This is a genomic window from Salimicrobium halophilum (assembly GCF_900100295.1).
In the GTDB taxonomy this organism is placed as follows: domain Bacteria; phylum Bacillota; class Bacilli; order Bacillales; family Halobacillaceae; genus Salimicrobium; species Salimicrobium halophilum.
Genome location: NZ_FNEV01000001.1, coordinates 384,868 through 401,981, shown reverse-complemented (window position 1 = coordinate 401,981; position 17,114 = coordinate 384,868). Strand labels below are relative to the sequence as shown.

The 17,114-nt window shown below is 44.5% G+C and carries 16 protein-coding genes; all 16 read left to right on the top strand.

Annotation, left to right across the window (positions count from 1 at the left end):
* Positions 1 to 64: 64 nt before the first annotated feature.
* The 16 genes from yfmF (at position 65) to mutS (ending at position 17,110) form a co-directional block, all read left to right on the top strand.
* Complete coding sequence (gene yfmF, locus BLQ44_RS02195) at positions 65 to 1,351, top strand: EF-P 5-aminopentanol modification-associated protein YfmF (RefSeq protein ID WP_093191539.1); 1,287 nt, start codon at positions 65 to 67, stop codon at positions 1,349 to 1,351.
* A gap of 2 nt (positions 1,352 to 1,353) precedes the next feature.
* Positions 1,354 to 2,640, top strand: a complete 1,287-nt coding sequence (gene yfmH, locus BLQ44_RS02190) for an EF-P 5-aminopentanol modification-associated protein YfmH (RefSeq protein WP_093191536.1) — start codon at positions 1,354 to 1,356, stop codon at positions 2,638 to 2,640.
* Positions 2,637 to 3,332, top strand: coding sequence for an elongation factor P 5-aminopentanone reductase (ymfI, locus tag BLQ44_RS02185; RefSeq protein ID WP_093191533.1), 696 nt, complete (start codon positions 2,637 to 2,639; stop codon positions 3,330 to 3,332). Before yfmH ends, ymfI begins: the two co-directional genes overlap by 4 nt.
* A 65-nt stretch (positions 3,333 to 3,397) precedes the next feature.
* Positions 3,398 to 3,652 carry a DUF3243 domain-containing protein gene (locus BLQ44_RS02180; protein ID WP_093191531.1) on the top strand — a complete coding sequence of 85 codons (255 nt, stop codon included), beginning with the start codon at positions 3,398 to 3,400 and terminating at the stop codon, positions 3,650 to 3,652.
* Positions 3,653 to 3,789: 137 nt separating this feature from the next.
* Complete coding sequence (locus BLQ44_RS02175; RefSeq protein WP_093191528.1) at positions 3,790 to 4,593, top strand: YmfK family protein; 804 nt, start codon at positions 3,790 to 3,792, stop codon at positions 4,591 to 4,593.
* Positions 4,594 to 4,607: 14 nt separating this feature from the next.
* Positions 4,608 to 5,546, top strand: coding sequence for a helix-turn-helix domain-containing protein (locus BLQ44_RS02170; RefSeq protein ID WP_093191525.1), 939 nt, complete (start codon positions 4,608 to 4,610; stop codon positions 5,544 to 5,546).
* Positions 5,547 to 5,600: 54 nt separating this feature from the next.
* Positions 5,601 to 6,179 carry a CDP-diacylglycerol--glycerol-3-phosphate 3-phosphatidyltransferase gene (gene pgsA / locus BLQ44_RS02165; RefSeq protein ID WP_093191523.1) on the top strand — a complete coding sequence of 193 codons (579 nt, stop codon included), beginning with the start codon at positions 5,601 to 5,603 and terminating at the stop codon, positions 6,177 to 6,179.
* A complete protein-coding gene (locus tag BLQ44_RS02160) occupies positions 6,176 to 7,423 on the top strand; it encodes a competence/damage-inducible protein A (RefSeq protein WP_093191520.1) in 1,248 nt (415 codons plus the stop codon). Before pgsA ends, BLQ44_RS02160 begins: the two co-directional genes overlap by 4 nt.
* A 166-nt stretch (positions 7,424 to 7,589) precedes the next feature.
* Positions 7,590 to 8,639, top strand: coding sequence for a recombinase RecA (gene recA, locus BLQ44_RS02155; protein WP_093191517.1), 1,050 nt, complete (start codon positions 7,590 to 7,592; stop codon positions 8,637 to 8,639).
* A gap of 200 nt (positions 8,640 to 8,839) precedes the next feature.
* Positions 8,840 to 10,402, top strand: a complete 1,563-nt coding sequence (gene rny / locus BLQ44_RS02150) for a ribonuclease Y (protein ID WP_093191515.1) — start codon at positions 8,840 to 8,842, stop codon at positions 10,400 to 10,402.
* A 69-nt stretch (positions 10,403 to 10,471) separates the two neighbouring features.
* Positions 10,472 to 11,269, top strand: coding sequence for a TIGR00282 family metallophosphoesterase (locus tag BLQ44_RS02145; protein ID WP_093192016.1), 798 nt, complete (start codon positions 10,472 to 10,474; stop codon positions 11,267 to 11,269).
* Positions 11,270 to 11,374: 105 nt separating this feature from the next.
* The gene (locus BLQ44_RS02140) at positions 11,375 to 11,635 is read left to right on the top strand and encodes a stage V sporulation protein S (protein WP_093191512.1); all 261 of its coding nucleotides are present in this window, start codon (positions 11,375 to 11,377) and stop codon (positions 11,633 to 11,635) included.
* A gap of 170 nt (positions 11,636 to 11,805) precedes the next feature.
* Complete coding sequence (gene miaB, locus BLQ44_RS02135; protein ID WP_093191509.1) at positions 11,806 to 13,362, top strand: tRNA (N6-isopentenyl adenosine(37)-C2)-methylthiotransferase MiaB; 1,557 nt, start codon at positions 11,806 to 11,808, stop codon at positions 13,360 to 13,362.
* Complete coding sequence (locus BLQ44_RS02130; protein WP_093191505.1) at positions 13,362 to 13,781, top strand: RicAFT regulatory complex protein RicA family protein; 420 nt, start codon at positions 13,362 to 13,364, stop codon at positions 13,779 to 13,781. Before miaB ends, BLQ44_RS02130 begins: the two co-directional genes overlap by 1 nt.
* 183 nt (positions 13,782 to 13,964) lie before the next feature.
* The gene (cotE, locus tag BLQ44_RS02125; RefSeq protein WP_093191502.1) at positions 13,965 to 14,465 is read left to right on the top strand and encodes an outer spore coat protein CotE; all 501 of its coding nucleotides are present in this window, start codon (positions 13,965 to 13,967) and stop codon (positions 14,463 to 14,465) included.
* Positions 14,466 to 14,563: 98 nt separating this feature from the next.
* Complete coding sequence (mutS, locus tag BLQ44_RS02120; RefSeq protein ID WP_093191499.1) at positions 14,564 to 17,110, top strand: DNA mismatch repair protein MutS; 2,547 nt, start codon at positions 14,564 to 14,566, stop codon at positions 17,108 to 17,110.
* Positions 17,111 to 17,114 lie beyond the last annotated feature (4 nt).

Genomic DNA, 17,114 nt, shown 5'->3' with positions numbered 1-17,114 from the left:
TGTAAAAGCATCATTTAGCATAAGATAAAGAAGGAAGACATTGCCGGATTATAGGAGGAACAAAATGAAAATCGCAAAACAATATACAGAAGAAATGAAAGGGTATCGCCTTCACGTTTTACCAAGCAATAAGTATAAAACGATTTCTATTGTAGTGAAATTGAAAGCAGCCCTTTCGAAAGAAACCATCACGAAACGCGCTCTGTTGCCGAATGTGTTACAAAAAGCCACTTCAAGTTACCCTTCATCCCGTAAATTGCAGGGAGCCCTGGAGGATCTGTACGGGACGGCTTTAAGTGCAGATGCGGCTAAAAAAGGAGAAAGTCATATACTTACATTCCGGATGGAAGTCGTGAATGATCGTTACTTAAAAGAAGAAGGATCCCTTCTGGAAAAGGCGCTTCAAATTTTGAATGAAGTTCTTTATCACCCTAAAGAGGAAGAGGGCGGGTTTTTGCCATCAATCTTTCAAAGGGAAAAAGATACGCTCAAACAGCGGATCCATTCGGTGAAAGACGATAAAATGAGCTATGCGAATATAAGGCTGATGGATCATATGTGCGAGGGAGAAGCATATGGTGTGCACGCCCACGGGCATTTGGAAGATCTCGAGGACCTTTCGAACGAGGATCTCTTCTCTTATTATAAAGAATTGGTGGAAAGCGATGATATGGATGTCTATGTCACCGGGGACGTGTCTCAGAAGGAAGTGGAAGATTTGTCCCGTGAATATTTCTCGAGAGATGGTCTCCAGGCTTCAGGAGAAGGTTGGAAAGCATCAGATAAACAAGTCGAAGCCTCCCGTGAAATCATTGAACACGAAGAAATGAGTCAGGGGAAACTTCACATCGGTTTTCGGACTCATACTTTATTCGGTGAAGATGATTACTATCCGCTTCAAGTATTCAATGGTATTTTCGGAGGGTTCCCGAGTTCGAAACTGTTCATGAACGTCCGTGAAAAACACAGCCTGGCTTATTACGCCGCCTCCAGGTTCGAAAGCCACAAAGGGCTTCTATTCGTGTTCAGCGGGATTGACCCGAATGATTATGACCAGGCGAAATCGATCATCCTTGATCAGAAAAAAGCGATTGAAAACGGGGAATTCACAGAGGGAGAAGTGGAGGAGTCCAAGCAGCAGATCGTCCACCAGCTGAAAGAAACAATGGAACATCCTTATGGGCTCGTGGAAATCCTCTATCACCAGCAACTGAGCGGAAAGAAAATCACAGCAGACGAGATATTCGACCGTTTGGAACGCGTAACTAAAGAAGACGTCGTTCAAATAGCCAAGAAAATCCAACTCGATACAATCTATTTCTTAACGAGTAAAGAGAAAGGGGATTCCTAATTATGAAGCGTCGGGAATTCAAGCATATCAATGAAACGATTTATGAAGAAAAGATGGACAATGGTCTCCAGGTGTTTTTACTGTCGAAGCCTGAAATGGTGAAAACATACGGTATCTTCACAACCAACTATGGCTCCATCGATCAGACCTTCACGCCGCTTGGCAAGGATGAAGAGGTTACGGTGCCTGAAGGGATAGCGCACTTTCTCGAGCACAAATTGTTCGAAAAAGAAGATCGTGACGTGTTCCAGGATTTTACGAAGCTCGGAGCGTCTGCGAATGCTTTCACATCCTTCACGAAAACGGCCTATCTGTTTTCAGCAACCTCACATATTTATGAGAATGTGAAAACATTAGTGGATTTCGTTCAGGATCCTTATTTCTCGGAGGAATCCGTAGAGAAAGAGAAAGGGATCATCAGCCAGGAGATCCGTATGTATGATGATCAACCGGACTGGAGAGGGTTCTTCGGTACTATCGGAAGCCTGTATCATAAACACCCAGTAAAAATAGACATTGCAGGTACGGTGGATTCCATTCAGAACATAACGAAAGACGACTTGTACACGTGTTACGAAACGTTCTATCATCCTTCGAACATGGTTCTGTTTATTGCGGGGAATATAGACGCTGAGGAGATGATGGCGTATGTCCGTGAAAATCAGAATAATAAAACGTTCCCGGAGGCCCCGGAGATAAACAGAAGATTCCCGCGTGAACCTGTTTCAGCATTCAAGTCGGAGGACGCAATTGAAATGGCAGTATCGACGCCGAAGGCCTATGTGGGGATGAAAGAGAAAGTGAAGGATCTTTCCGGGGAGGAACTCCTTCGCTCGGAGTTATTCGCTGACATGCTGCTCGATTATTACTTCTCCACAAGTGGGAAATACTACGATGAGCTTTATCAGGGCGGATTGATTGATGACAGCTTCCATTTTGAAACGGAATGGGAACGAGAATTCGGATTCACGATTCTCGGCGGAGATTCCCGGGATCCGGAGGCTTTCCTGAAGCGTTTGAAAACTATGATGCACACTCTCAGAAAAGAATCGATCGGTGATGAAGACTTCGCCCGCATGAAACGGAAGAAAATCGGAGAATTCATGAGAGCGTTGAATTCCCTGGAGTTCATTGCAAACCAGTACACTCATTACCATATGCTCGGTATCAATTTATTTGATGTACTTCCGGTTATTGAATCCCTGAAAAAAGAAGAAATGGAAGCCTTTATCGAGAACTGGATTCAGGAAAGTCAAATGACGACATTCCAGGTAAAACCGAAGCAATGAGAAGGTGCCTCGTAGTCGGTGGCAGTGGAGATATTGGACGTGCCATCTGCGACCAACTGCTGCAGGACGGTTGGGAGATCGGAGTCCATTACAATTCCAACCGGCCCGATTTTCATCCTTCTTCGTCCTGTACTTACATTCAGGGAGATTTATCCTCTCCAGACGGAATTGATGCGTTTCTGGGAAACCTGACGACGACGTGGGATGCTGTCATATTTGCAGCAGGGACGTCTCTGTATGGACTTTTTCAAGAAGCGACGGATCAACAGATGGATGAGCTTTATCACATTCATGTAAAGTCGATCTGGAAGATCACCCGGCACGTACTTCCTGGAATGATTTCTGAAAAACACGGCAATCTTGTCGTCGTCACTTCGGTATGGGGAGAGGGAGGAGCGAGTATGGAAGTGCTGTACAGTTCAGTTAAAGGAGCACAGCGTGCTTTTGTCCATGCCCTTTCCAAGGAAGTGGGACGTAGCGGCATCAGGGTGAACGGGATTGCCCCAGGGATGATTGATACGAAGATGAATGGGATATTCGAAAAAGAGGACATCGAGGCGATCGAAGAAGAGATTCCGCTCCATAGACAGGGGCAGACGAGAGAAGTTGCCGATGTTGCGCGTTTTCTGCTCGGAAAGAGAGCCTCTTATGTGACCGGTGAAATCATTAATGTTTCCGGTGGCTGGAAATGATTATGCATACTTTTCTAATTCCTCCTCATACTAGGTAACGACTATATGAAAAAGGAGGGGCTTCGATGTCTGTCATGGACAATTTTGACTCATGGAAACAGTTTCTCGGAAGTCGATTGAATCAGGCGGAATCCAAAGGATTACAGGAAGGTGCAGCTTCTGAGCTTGCCTATGAAATCGGCGATTATCTGGCTGGCCACGTTGATCCGAAGAATGAAGAAGAAGCGACGCTGAGAGATTTGTGGAACGCTTCGAACAAAGAAGAACAGCATGCGATTGCTAATGCCATGATTAAAATGGTACAAAACAGTAATCGATGAAACACCTGGCCGTTCAGAATTTCTGGGCGGCCTTTCTATTTTTTGGGCGAGATTTTCTTTCCTAATAGGAAAAAATCATTTATGATAGTAGGAGAGCAGAAATTGTCTAATCAAACGATTTTCTAAGGAGCTTCCGAATGGAGAAACAGGAATGGTATCTGGAATATCAAATTCAGTATAATCGCCCCGGATTGCTAGGGGATATCGCTTCGCTTTTAGGTATGATGGCTATTAACATCGTCACGATCAACGGAGTGGAGGATTCTCATCGCGGAATGCTGCTCTTATGTAAAGAGGAAGTCCAGATTAATCGTCTTCGCTCGATTTTGAGGACGATGGATACGATTGAAATCACGAAGTTACGAAAGCCCAAGCTCAGGGATCGCCTGGCTGTACGACACGGAAGGTATATACATAGTGATGTGGATGACAGGAAGACGTTCCGTTTTGTACGAAAGGATCTCGGTTTGCTTGTTGATTTTATGGCCGAATTGTTTATGAAAGAAGGTCATAAGATGGTAGGGATCCGGGGAATGCCGCGGGTAGGAAAGACTGAGTCGATTGTGGCTGCGAGTGTCAGTGCCAATAAGCGGTGGCTGTTTTTGTCAAGTACGCTGCTGAAGCAGACCGTAAGGAGCAAACTGATCAAAGAAGAATTCAGTCCGGATAACGTATACATCATCGATGGGATGGTATCGGCGAGGAAGGCTTCGGAAGAGCATTGGCAACTGGTGCGCGAAATTATGCGGTTACCTGCGATGAAGGTCATTGAACATCCGGATATCTTCGTACAGGAGACGGAATACAAAATGGACGATTTCGACTATATCATCGAACTGAGAAGTGATGAAGACCAGGTCATCACTTATGAAACGGCAGAAAAGCAGAAGAATCACGGGTTCAATGATTTCGGTGATGGATTTAATATGTTTGACTTTTAAAGGTTGGTGAGAAAATGGAACTTGGAGCTCGACTCAAAGAAGCCCGGAATGCCAAAGGAATGTCTTTGGAGGAAGTTCAGGCTTCAACAAAAATTCAAAAAAGATACTTACAGGCGATCGAAGACAACAATTTCGATACGCTTCCCGGCAAGTTTTATACGAGAGCGTTCATAAGGGAGTATGCCTCTACGGTAGGCTTGAATCCGGAAGAGGTCATGGAAGAGCATAGAAGTGAACTCCCTTCGATGGATGAGGAGACGACGATTCCGTATACGAGAGTGCAGAAAGCTAAGAAGGATACTTCGAAACAGAAGAGTTCGGGGAAACCGTCGAAAATATTCCCCGCAATCATTACGGTGGCACTCGTCATCATCATCGCTTTCGTCATTTATTTCTTTACTCAGCAGTTGTCGACTCCTTCAGAGACAGGACCTGAGACAGAGGAGCCTCAAGATGAAGTGGTAATCTCGAATGAGGAGGAAACCTCCGGGGACGAAGAAAATCAGGAGGAAGCGCCAGAAGAAGATTCAGCAGGTGAAGATCAGCAAGAATCATCAGGTGAAACGCCAGACTCAAAAGAGCAACAAGACCAGGAGAAAGCTGCAGAAGAACCTGAGGAAAAGCAGCAAGCACAAGTGCAACTTCAACAGACAGGGACAGGTGGCTTTCCTGAACATACGTATCAGGTTACGGGAGCTGAAGAAAAACAACTGTCCATCGAACTGGCAGGGGAATCCTATTTAGAAGTGACTGCACCTAAAAATGGAGAGAATCTGATTGATCCCATTATTTACACAGCAGCGGACAGTCCTTTGACGATCGACGTCTCTTCCTATAATCAAGTTTTCCTGAAAACCGGTTCTGCCGGTGCACTTACGGTTTCCGTGGACGGTCAGCCGCTGGAGTTCCCGGCGGATTTGACAACACAGAAACTTCTGATCAACTTCAAATAGAACAAAAAGCTGTCTTAGGGATGAGGCAGCTTTTTGTTAGAAAAGGGGTATTTTATGAACCTGCCGAATAAGATTACGCTATCACGCATTTTTTTGATTCCTATTTTTATCATTCTCATGTCTGTACCTTTCGGGTGGGGAACACTTGAGATGGGAGAGCGGGAGCTTCCGATTTCCCATCTGTTAGGGGCGATTCTGTTTATCATCGCATCTACCACAGACTGGATTGATGGACACTTGGCACGGAAGCACAATTTGGTGACGAACCTCGGGAAATTCCTCGACCCTCTGGCTGATAAACTTCTCGTCAGTGCGGCCCTGATCCTTCTTGTTGAAATCGGTCTCGCTCCGGCATGGATCGTCATCTTAATTATCAGTAGGGAATTCGCAGTTACCGGTCTCCGACTTGTTGCTGCAGGTGAAGGAGCAGTACTTGCGGCGAGTCAAATGGGAAAATTGAAAACGTGGATTCAGATTGTCGCCATTTCCCTTCTGCTGTTACATAACTTCCCTTTCGCTTTTCTTGGGTTTCCTTTAGGAATCATAGGATTGTATCTAGCTCTACTGATTACTGTGTATTCCGGGTACGATTACTTTAAGAAAAATTGGCATGTAATGAGGGATTCGAAATGAAACAGTGGAAAACGGAACTGATAGGTGTAGGTACCGAACTATTGCTCGGTCAGATCGCTAACACAAATGCCCAGTGGCTATCGGAACAACTCGCCCAGCATGGTATTTCCGTCTATTATCACATAGCCGCCGGTGATAACATGCAAAGGCTCACGGATATATTCCAAACGGCTCAATCCAGATCCAACCTCGTCATCGTAACAGGGGGTCTTGGACCTACGGATGATGATTTGACGAAAGAGGCTGCCAATGAACTCTTTGGGCAGTCCTTCCGTATGGATGAGACATCGAAAGGGATCATCGAAGCTTATTATGAAAAAAACGGGCTGACGATGACTTCCAATAACTATAAACAGGCTCAGGTGTTTGAGGAGGCGTATGTCCTTGAAAATAAAGAAGGGATGGCCCCCGGGCAAATCGTAGAACACGACGGAGTGATCTGGGTCTTTCTCCCCGGAGTTCCTATGGAAATGAAGTATCTGATGACAGAAGGCTTCTTTCCGTATTTGAAAGAAAGATACGATCTTCCCACAGAAATCAAATCGGAAATGCTTCATTTTATCGGTATCGGCGAATCGGCACTTGAGGATCGTCTCTCTGATCGGATCAGAGTCCAGAACAATCCTACCATTGCTCCGCTCGCTTCTATGGGTGAAGTCGGACTGAGACTGACAGCTTCCGCTGATACGATTGAAGAAGCGAAGGAGATCATTTCTAAAGAGAAAGAAATCGTCTTATCACGTCTCGGTGATTATTATTACGGTAGTGACGACATCACGATCGAAGAAAAAGTTTGTGAACTACTGAAATCAAATGGATCTACGATAGCAGCTGCTGAGAGTCTGACAGGCGGTGAATTCATAAATGAGCTGATCCGTATTCCAGGTGCTTCCCACGTTTGTGCGGGAGGAATGGTTTCCTATACGAAAGAAGCGAAAGAAAAATCACTAGGAGTTTCTCCTTATGTTACGAATCGTTATGGAACGATCAGCAAAGAATGCGCGGAAGAGATGGCTGAAAGGATTCAGCAAATGTTCCGCTCGGATATCGGTATCAGTTTCACAGGTGTAGCAGGTCCCTCCTCAAGTGAAGGACATGAGCCTGGAACGATCTATATAGGAGTGAAAGTCGGGGAACAGAGGGCTTATCATCACTTCTACCATATCCAGGGCTCAAGAGAGCAGATAAGGAAACGCGCTGTGAAAAAAGCGTACCAGCTTTTATTTCACCTTCTCAAAAATTGAATAGTTGCAGCTTCAGACATGTAGAAAATACAATTTTCTTCTTATACTTTTTGTATTTTCTATATGTTTTTTCTTTTAAAAAAAAGGGAACATTTATTCGCATTTCAGTTGGCAAATGAAGAAAAAAAAGTTATGATAGGTATAGAAATAAAGAAAGGGGAATTTCATGAGTGAACGTAAGCAAGCCCTAGATATGGCATTAAGACAAATAGAAAAGCAATTTGGTAAAGGATCCATCATGAAGCTCGGGGAGCAGGCGGAGCGCAAAATAAACACAGTACCGAGTGGTTCTCTTGCCCTGGACGTGGCACTTGGTGTAGGAGGATATCCAAGAGGTAGAATCGTAGAGATTTATGGCCCTGAATCTTCCGGTAAAACGACGGTTGCCCTTCATGCGATTGCAGAAGCGCAGCGTGCCGGAGGACAAGCTGCGTTCATAGACGCAGAGCACGCCCTTGATCCAACGTACGCACAGGCCCTCGGGGTAGATATTGAAGAACTTCTCCTTTCTCAGCCGGATACCGGAGAGCAGGCTCTTGAAATTGCGGAAGCTCTTGTTCGTAGTGGAGCGGTGGACATGATCGTCGTAGACTCCGTAGCTGCACTTGTACCTAAAGCAGAGATTGAGGGGGAAATGGGAGACTCTCACGTCGGTCTTCAGGCACGACTGATGTCCCAGGCCCTTCGTAAACTTTCCGGGGCGATCAACAAGTCCAAGACGACGGCTGTCTTCATCAACCAAATCCGTGAAAAAGTCGGAGTCATGTTCGGCAGTCCGGAAACGACGCCAGGAGGTCGTGCGCTTAAGTTCTATTCCTCAGTACGACTCGAGGTCCGTAGAGCAGAAACACTGAAACAGGGGAATGACATGATCGGAAACAAGACACGAATCAAAGTCGTCAAGAACAAAGTGGCCCCTCCATTCAGAAAAGCGGAAGTCGACATCATGTACGGTGAAGGTATTTCGAGAGAAGGGGAACTCGTCGATATAGCTACAGAACTCGACCTGATCAATAAGAGCGGTTCCTGGTACTCCTATAATGGAGACCGTCTCGGTCAGGGACGGGAGAATGCGAAGCAATACCTTAAGGAAAACGTGGAAGTATATGAAGAGCTGAAGCGGTTGATCCGTGAACATTATGGGATGGACGGGGAAACCAAAGCGGCTAGCGAAGAAGAAAAAGATGCAGAAAATCAGGAATCACTGGATGTCTGATGAAAAGCAGGGCCTTGGGCCTTGCTTTTTCTTTCTACCCTGGATAGAGGTAGTATCTTGACATCCTTTATAGGCAAGCATAAAATGGATATGTATCATTCCATTTATTTTACCTATGATTTCGATACGAAACGAAATGATGAGACATTTAGTAATGGTAAAACAAAAGATGGGCTGTTGAAGCATGAGGAGGTGAAACTATGGGTATTGTATCCGCGATCATCTTCATCTTGCTTGCCCTGATCATCGGCTTAGCTGCAGGTTATTTCGTCCGGAAGTCCATTGCCGAAGCGAAGATTTCCAGTGCAGAGGATCTCGCAAAGCAAATTGTTGAAGAAGGTCGAAGGAATGCAGAATCAGCTAAAAAAGAAGCTCTTCTTGAAGCGAAAGAAGAGAACCAGACGTTTCGTCAGGAAGCGGAAAATGATATTCGTGAACGGCGCATGGAACTGCAAAAGTTTGAAAATCGTTTGAATCAAAAAGAAGAGAACTTGGATCGTAAAAGTGTGACGCTTGACCAGCGTGAACTTTCGTTAGAAAAGAAAGAAGAAACACTGGGAGAAAGGCAGACACAACTCGAACAAGAAGAAGTCGCTATGCAGCAACTAGTAGAGAAGCAGCAGACCGAGTTGGAGCGAATATCAGGACTTACGTCCGACCAAGCGAAACAGGTTATTTTGGATCGTACAGAGAACGATCTCTCCCATGAAACGGCACTCATGGTGAAAGAAGCGGAAAACAAAGCGAAGGAAGAAGCTGACAAGAAGGCGAAGGATATCCTATCTCTGGCTATGCAAAGGTGCGCAGCCGATCACGTTGCCGAGACGACAGTTTCTGTTGTTAACCTTCCTAATGATGAAATGAAAGGAAGGATCATCGGTAGAGAAGGTAGGAACATTCGTACGCTCGAGACGCTTACAGGCATCGATCTTATTATTGATGATACTCCGGAAGCGGTTATTCTTTCAGGCTTTGATCCTGTACGCCGGGAAATTGCACGGATTTCTCTTGAAAAACTTGTGCAGGATGGAAGGATCCACCCGGCTCGAATTGAAGAGATGGTGGAAAAATCCCGTAGAGAAGTCGACGATTACATCCGTGAAATCGGGGAAGAAACAACGTTCGAAGTTGGGGTCCACGGTCTTCATCCGGATCTCGTCAAAGTACTCGGCCGTCTGAAATATCGGACGAGTTACGGTCAAAACGTTTTGAAACACTCAACCGAAGTAGCTCACCTCTCCGGATTGCTGGCTGCAGAGCTCGGGGAAGATGTAACGCTTGCCAAGCGGGCCGGTTTGCTTCATGATATCGGGAAAGCGATCGACCATGAAGTGGAAGGCAGCCACGTGGAAATCGGGAAAGAGTTGGCAGTGAAGTATAAAGAGAACGACACCGTCATCAATGCTATTGCTTCCCACCACGGAGATGAAGAAGCAACCTCAGTCATCTCAGTCTTAGTAGCTGCGGCAGATGCACTTTCTGCTGCAAGACCGGGAGCGAGAAGTGAAACGCTAGAGAACTACGTAAAACGATTGGAAAAACTTGAAGAAATTTCGGAATCATACGATGGAGTAGAAAAATCTTTTGCAATCCAGGCTGGTCGCGAAATCAGAATCATGGTAAGCCCTGATGAAATTGATGATTTAGAGGCAACCAAGCTGGCTAGAAATATCAGAAGCCGTATTGAAGATGAATTGAACTATCCTGGACATATCAAAGTCACCGTTATTCGGGAGACTCGTTCAGTGGAATATGCAAAATAAATGATAAAGAAAAGCGGCCGGGAGCCGCTTTTCTTTATGTACATACTTAAGAAGGGAAGAATGCTTATCATGAGAATATTATTCATTGGAGATGTCGTAGGATCTCCGGGACGAGAAATGGTTGATACATATTTACCCAAATTGAAACAGAAATACCAGCCGACGATGACGGTTGTAAACGGGGAAAACGCAGCTTCCGGCAAAGGGATCACAGAAAAGATTTATCGCCGGTTTCTTGAGAAAGGAGCCCAGGCTGTAACGCTAGGAAATCATGCGTGGGACAAAAAGGAGATTTTTGAATTCATAGATGATGCTGATCACCTGGTGCGTCCTGCAAATATGCCTGAAGGTACACCAGGAAAAGGGTTGGCTTTCGTGAAAACTCCTCACGCGGAAGTGGCGGTCATCAATTTGCAGGCACGAACGTTCATGGCCCCCCTGGATGACCCCTTCAGAAAAATCGACGAACTGATCAAGGAAGCGAAAAAGCGGACAAATATCATTTTTCTGGATTTTCACGCAGAAGCTACCAGTGAGAAGCAAGCCATGGGCTGGTACGTCGACGGAAGAGTTAGCGTGAATGTCGGTACTCATACCCATGTACAGACCGCAGATGAGCGCATTTTACCGAATGGTACGGCATATATTTCAGATGTAGGAATGACCGGTCCTTATGATGGCATTCTTGGCATGGAAAGAGAGGCGGTTATGAAGAGATTTCTCACTCAGCTCCCTGTACGATTCGAAGTTCCGAAAGACGGTCGCACGCAATTGAGCGGAGTGTTGGCAGATATTGATGAGAAGACTGGAAAAGCGAAAAAAATCAAGCGTATCCTCATCAATGAAGATCATCCATTTTTTAGCTAAAGTTTGAATTTTGTAAAAACTTCCTTCATAATGAAAAGAGAATAACTTGTCATCCCAGGGAATACAGTAATGTATGAAGACTAGTAAATGAAGGAGGAGCTAGTAATGGATGTTTTAAAAGTTTCAGCCAAATCCGTACCAAACTCTGTAGCCGGTGCATTAGCGAACGTGGTGCGTGAAAGAGGGACTGCTGAGATCCAGGCTATCGGAGCTGGTGCTTTGAACCAGGCTGTGAAAGCGGTTGCGATTGCCAGGGGTTTTGTAGCTCCCAGTGGGATGGATCTAATATGCATTCCTGCATTTACGGATATTATGATTGATGAGGATGAACGAACAGCTATTAAACTAATTGTGGAACCGAGATGAGATAGGTGCTTCTCCTTACAGGGGAAGCACTTTTTTAATAAAACCGAGCGACAGGATTTTACCGTTTATTTTTCAGGAAATCTTTAGTACGATACAAATAGTTACTTATAATTCAGCAAAAAACCTGATATAATTGTATAGTTACCTTGTACGGTTGAAAGGGGATAGCAATGAACGAGCAACAGAGAAAAGAAATGGATCAGGTACGTGAAAAGGATCCTGAAAGCAACCTTGAACGAATCAAAGATAAAAGCTCCGAAGACTTCATGAAATATTTTGAAACGACATACCAGCCCCCGAATATGCGGGATGCTCAGAGACGTCGAAAGCAGGACGTAGATGTACATTATGACTTTAACATTCCTGAAGAAATGCAGGGAGTAGGCGAAGATCGCAAATATCTCATTCGCACCTATGGCTGTCAGATGAACGAGCACGATACAGAAGTGATGGCAGGCATATTTGAAGCGATGGGTTACGAATCGACAAAAGAAGCGGCAGAAGCGGACATCATTCTTCTGAACACCTGTGCGATCCGTGAAAACGCTGAGAACAAAGTGTTCGGCGAAATTGGCCACTTGAAATCATTGAAGCGAGAGAATCCGGATCTCATCCTGGGTGTATGTGGTTGTATGGCTCAGGAAGAGGCCGTCGTCAATAGAATATTGAAAAAACACCCATTCATCGATATGATTTTCGGTACCCATAACATCCATAAAGTACCTGAACTTCTGAAAGAAGCTATGTTCAGTAAAGAAATGGTCGTCGATGTCTGGTCCAAAGAAGGGGACATCATTGAAAACCTTCCTCGTTCCAGAAAAGGGAAAATCAAAGCGTGGGTCAATGTCATGTATGGCTGTGATAAGTTCTGCACATACTGTATTGTTCCCTATACCCGCGGGAAAGAGAGGAGTCGTCTTCCGGAAGATATCATCCAGGAAGTGCGTCACTTAGCCGCCCAAGGGTATCAAGAGGTTACACTCCTCGGTCAGAATGTGAATGCGTACGGGAAGGACCTTGATCTTGACTATGGTCTTGGAGATCTCATGGATGATCTTCACAAAATAGATATTCCGCGTGTGCGTTTCACAACGTCTCATCCGAGGGATTTTGATGATCGCTTGATAGAAGTTCTGGCAAAAGGCGGGAATATGCTTGACCATATCCACCTGCCCGTACAATCAGGAAGCAGTGATGTTCTGAAGATTATGGGGAGGAAGTATTCCCGGGAAGATTATCTCGAACTTGTCCGTAAAATCCGGCAAGCGATGCCGAATGCCACCCTTACTACTGATATTATCGTAGGGTTTCCGAATGAAACGGAAAAACAGTTCCAGGAGACTCTTTCGCTCGTAGAGGAAGTAGGGTTTGAAGCAGCTTATACGTTCATATTCTCCCCTAGAGAGAATACACCTGCTGCTAAGATGCGAGACAAAGTCTCCATGGAGGAGAAGAAAGATCGTTTACAGCGACTGAATGCTCTCATTAATAAACAATCCAAAGAGACGATGGAGAAATATGAAGGAGAAGTCGTTCACGTTCTTGTCGAAGGAGAAAGTAAGAACAATTCAGAGGTTCTGGCCGGATATACGAAGCGAAATAAGCTTGTGAATTTTGTAGGGCCTGACTCGGCAATCGGACAAATTGTTCCGGTCAAAATAACTAAAGCAAAAACATGGTCTCTCGACGGGGAAATGGTAGAGACAACAACAGGGGTGAAAGAATAATGGCAGAGTATACAAGAGAACAAGTACTGGATGAAGCGAAGGATTTAGCGAAAATGATTGCGGACATTGAAGAAATCGACCGCTTCAAACAATTGGAAGCGAAGCTGAACGAAAACGATAAGGTCCAACTATATATCAAAAAAATCAAAGCACTGCAGAAACAGGCTGTCAACTTCCAGGCCTACGGAAAAACCGAAGCGCTGGAGAAAGTGGAGAAAGAAATCGACCGTCTGCAAGATGAACTTGATGAGATTCCGGTGGTAGCAGAATTCAAACACTCTCAAGTCATCGTAAACGACTTGCTTCAGATGATTTCCCGCACAATTTCAAGGGAAGTGACGAACGAAGTGATCAAATCCACGGGTGGAAACATTTTAAGTGGAGAAACCGGATCCAAAGAAGCGAATAGTAGCTGTTAATGGAAAAGTCCTCTTTTAAGAGGGCTTTTTTATATGGCAACACAACGCACCATGAATGTATTCTTTTTCATACTTAGTAGTAACTCCGAAATTAATAAAAACATATCCCCAACATCCAACCTCGTTTGTAACATCTGCCCAGATACTGCATAGCATAGGTGGTAGAACAAGGAGGGAAGCGGAATGAAATATTTTGATGGAGAATTCAGAGAAATCGTAACCAAAGCCGTATGTGGAAAAGGAAAAGAGTATATCGAATCGAAACACACTGTCGAAGCAAGAAACAAACCGGACAGCATTCTGGGATGTTGGGTCATCAATCATGTTTATAAAGCGAAAAAGAAGAAGGACCATGTAGAAATATCCGGTAGTTACGAAGTGAATATCTGGTATTCATTTAATGACAACACAAAAACAGAGGTTATCACAGAACGTGTGCATTACGAAGAGGACATTGAATTGAAAGAGAAAGATGACACGTGTATCAGTGACGATTTGGAAGTCATCGTGAAGGTCATTCAGCAACCGAACTGCCTGGGCTGTCACATCCACCAGAAAGGGAATAAGATCGAGGTGGAAGTGGAGAAAGAATTTCTGGTTAATGTCATCGGTGAAACGAAATTATCCGTTAAAATATCGAAGGATGATCATGACTTCTACAGAGAAGATAGGCATCACGATTAACCTTATCCCTTCTTGGTTTCCAAGAAGGGATTTTTTATTAGTCGAATCAACTGTGCTATAATGAATGCGAAAAAAGAGAACGTGTTGGAGGAAGAGATATGGCTACATATACACCAATGATGCAACAATATTTAAAGATAAAAGCAGAACATAAAGATGCTTTCCTGTTTTTCAGGCTCGGCGACTTTTATGAGATGTTCTTCGAAGACGCATTGCAGGCCGCAAAAGAACTTGAAATCACCCTTACCGGAAGAGACGGGGGAGGAGAAAGGATTCCGATGTGCGGGGTCCCTTATCATTCCTCAGAAAGTTATATCAGGCAGCTGGTGGCTAAAGGGTATAAAATTGCCGTTTGTGAACAGGTGGAAGATCCGAAACAGGCGAAGGGAGTCGTAAAAAGAGAAGTTGTTCAGTTGATCACGCCCGGAACTGTTATGGAAGGTTCGATGCTGGATGAAAAAGAGAACAACTTTCTGGCTTCGATCTCACAGCTTAATGATGCATCGTACGCAGTCAGCTACGCGGACCTTACAACAGGAGAGACAAGCGCGGCCTATGTAGGAAGGGATTTCCACTCTGTCATCAGCGAACTTTACCATCGTCCGGTGAAAGAGATTGTTGTATGTGAAGAACTGGCAAAGGAAAAGCAGACCGAAATTGAAGAACGGCTTAATTGCACGGTATCTTTTGAAGGCGAGACCGGTATATCTCGTGAAGAAAGTTACTTGATCAAGGATATGCCTCAGGACCTCGTTTTTGTGTTCGGCAGGCTCTTTCATTATATTAAACGAACTCAGAAGAGGGCGATGGATCATTTACAACCGGTTCAGGTCATTGAACTCAATGAATATATGAAACTGGATATGTTCTCCAAGAAAAATCTGGAGCTTACGGAGACCCTCATGAAAAAAGGCAAAAAGGGGAGCCTGCTTTCTGTGATCGATGCAACCGTAACGGCTATGGGAGCAAGACTGCTTAAAAAATGGATTGATCGTCCTCTTCTTCAGGAAGATGCGATTTTGAACCGTCAGTCTATTGTGCAAGGATTTTTGAATAATTTTCTATATAGAGATGAATTCAGGGATGACCTGACTTCCGTTTATGACCTTGAGCGTCTGGCTGGCAGGGTGGCATTCGGGAATATCAATGCCAAAGACATGATTCAACTGAAAGCTTCGCTCCAAAAGATTCCATCTATTCTATCCCTGCTGTCCCACTTCGAAGAACCAGTTATTCAAACGTTTGTTCAACGAATAGATCCACTGGAGGAGCTGGAACAGCTACTGGATGCGGGCATTCATGAGGACGCAAGAGTTTCTATAAAAGAAGGGAATATCATTAAAGATGGATATTCCGACGTACTTGATGAATATAGAAATGCCCAGACGAACGGGAAGAAATGGATCGCTGAATTAGAGCAGAAAGAAAAGGAAAGCACTGGAATCAAGTCGCTGAAAATCAAGTACAATAAAGTGTTCGGCTATTTTATCGAAGTAACCCGAGCCAACCTTACCCACGTACCGGAAAGGTATGAAAGAAAACAGACCCTTACAAATGCGGAGCGGTTCATCACCCCTGAATTAAAAGAAAAAGAAACGACGATTCTAGAAGCAGAAGAAAAGAGTATCGACCTGGAATATGAATTGTTCCTGGAAATAAGGGAACAGGTAAAAAGTTATGTAAACAAACTTCAACAATTGGCTAAAGATATCAGTGAATTGGACGTATTACAGGGATTCAGCTTTATAGCTGAAAAAAACGGGTATGAACAGCCGGGATTTTCCACTGAACGAATCGTCCGTCTCAAGAGTGGAAGACATCCGGTAGTAGAGCAGGTGATGCAGGATGAATTCGTGCCGAACGATATAATCATGGATCAGAACACGAATATTTTTCTGATTACAGGACCTAACATGTCAGGAAAAAGTACGTACATGAGACAGCTGGCATTGACTTCTATCATGGCTCAAATAGGTTGTTTCGTTCCATGTGACGAAGCTACACTGCCTATTTTCGATCAGATCTTCACCAGAATCGGTGCTGCTGATGATCTTATATCTGGACAGAGTACTTTCATGGTCGAAATGCTGGAAGCGAATCATGCCATACAGCATGCCACGAATCGCAGTTTGATCCTGTTTGATGAAATCGGCAGGGGAACAAGCACTTATGATGGTATGGCGCTCGCTCAGTCGATCGTCGAGTATATTCATGCGAATATCAAAGCCAAAACACTATTTTCCACCCATTATCATGAATTGACTGCATTAGAAAGAGAGCTGCCTACCCTCAAGAACGTTCACGTAAGGGCGGAGGAAGTCGATGGCAAAGTTGTTTTCCTCCACCAGGTGAAAGAGGGGGCCGCGGATAAAAGTTACGGTATCCATGTCGCTGAGTTGGCTGAATTACCTCAAGGAGTCATCAAACGCGCTCAGCTTTTATTGGATGAATTCGAGAATAATGATGCAGAGGATCTCAGCGGACAGCTGTCACTATTTGAACCTGAGCAATTAAAAGAGCCAAGCGTGGAACGAAAAGCCTCTTCACCTATCGAAGAAGAATTAGGTCAGATGGAACTTATGGAGATGACGCCTATCGAAGCGATGAATGAATTATATAGATTACAGAAATTAGTGAAACGTTAGGAGG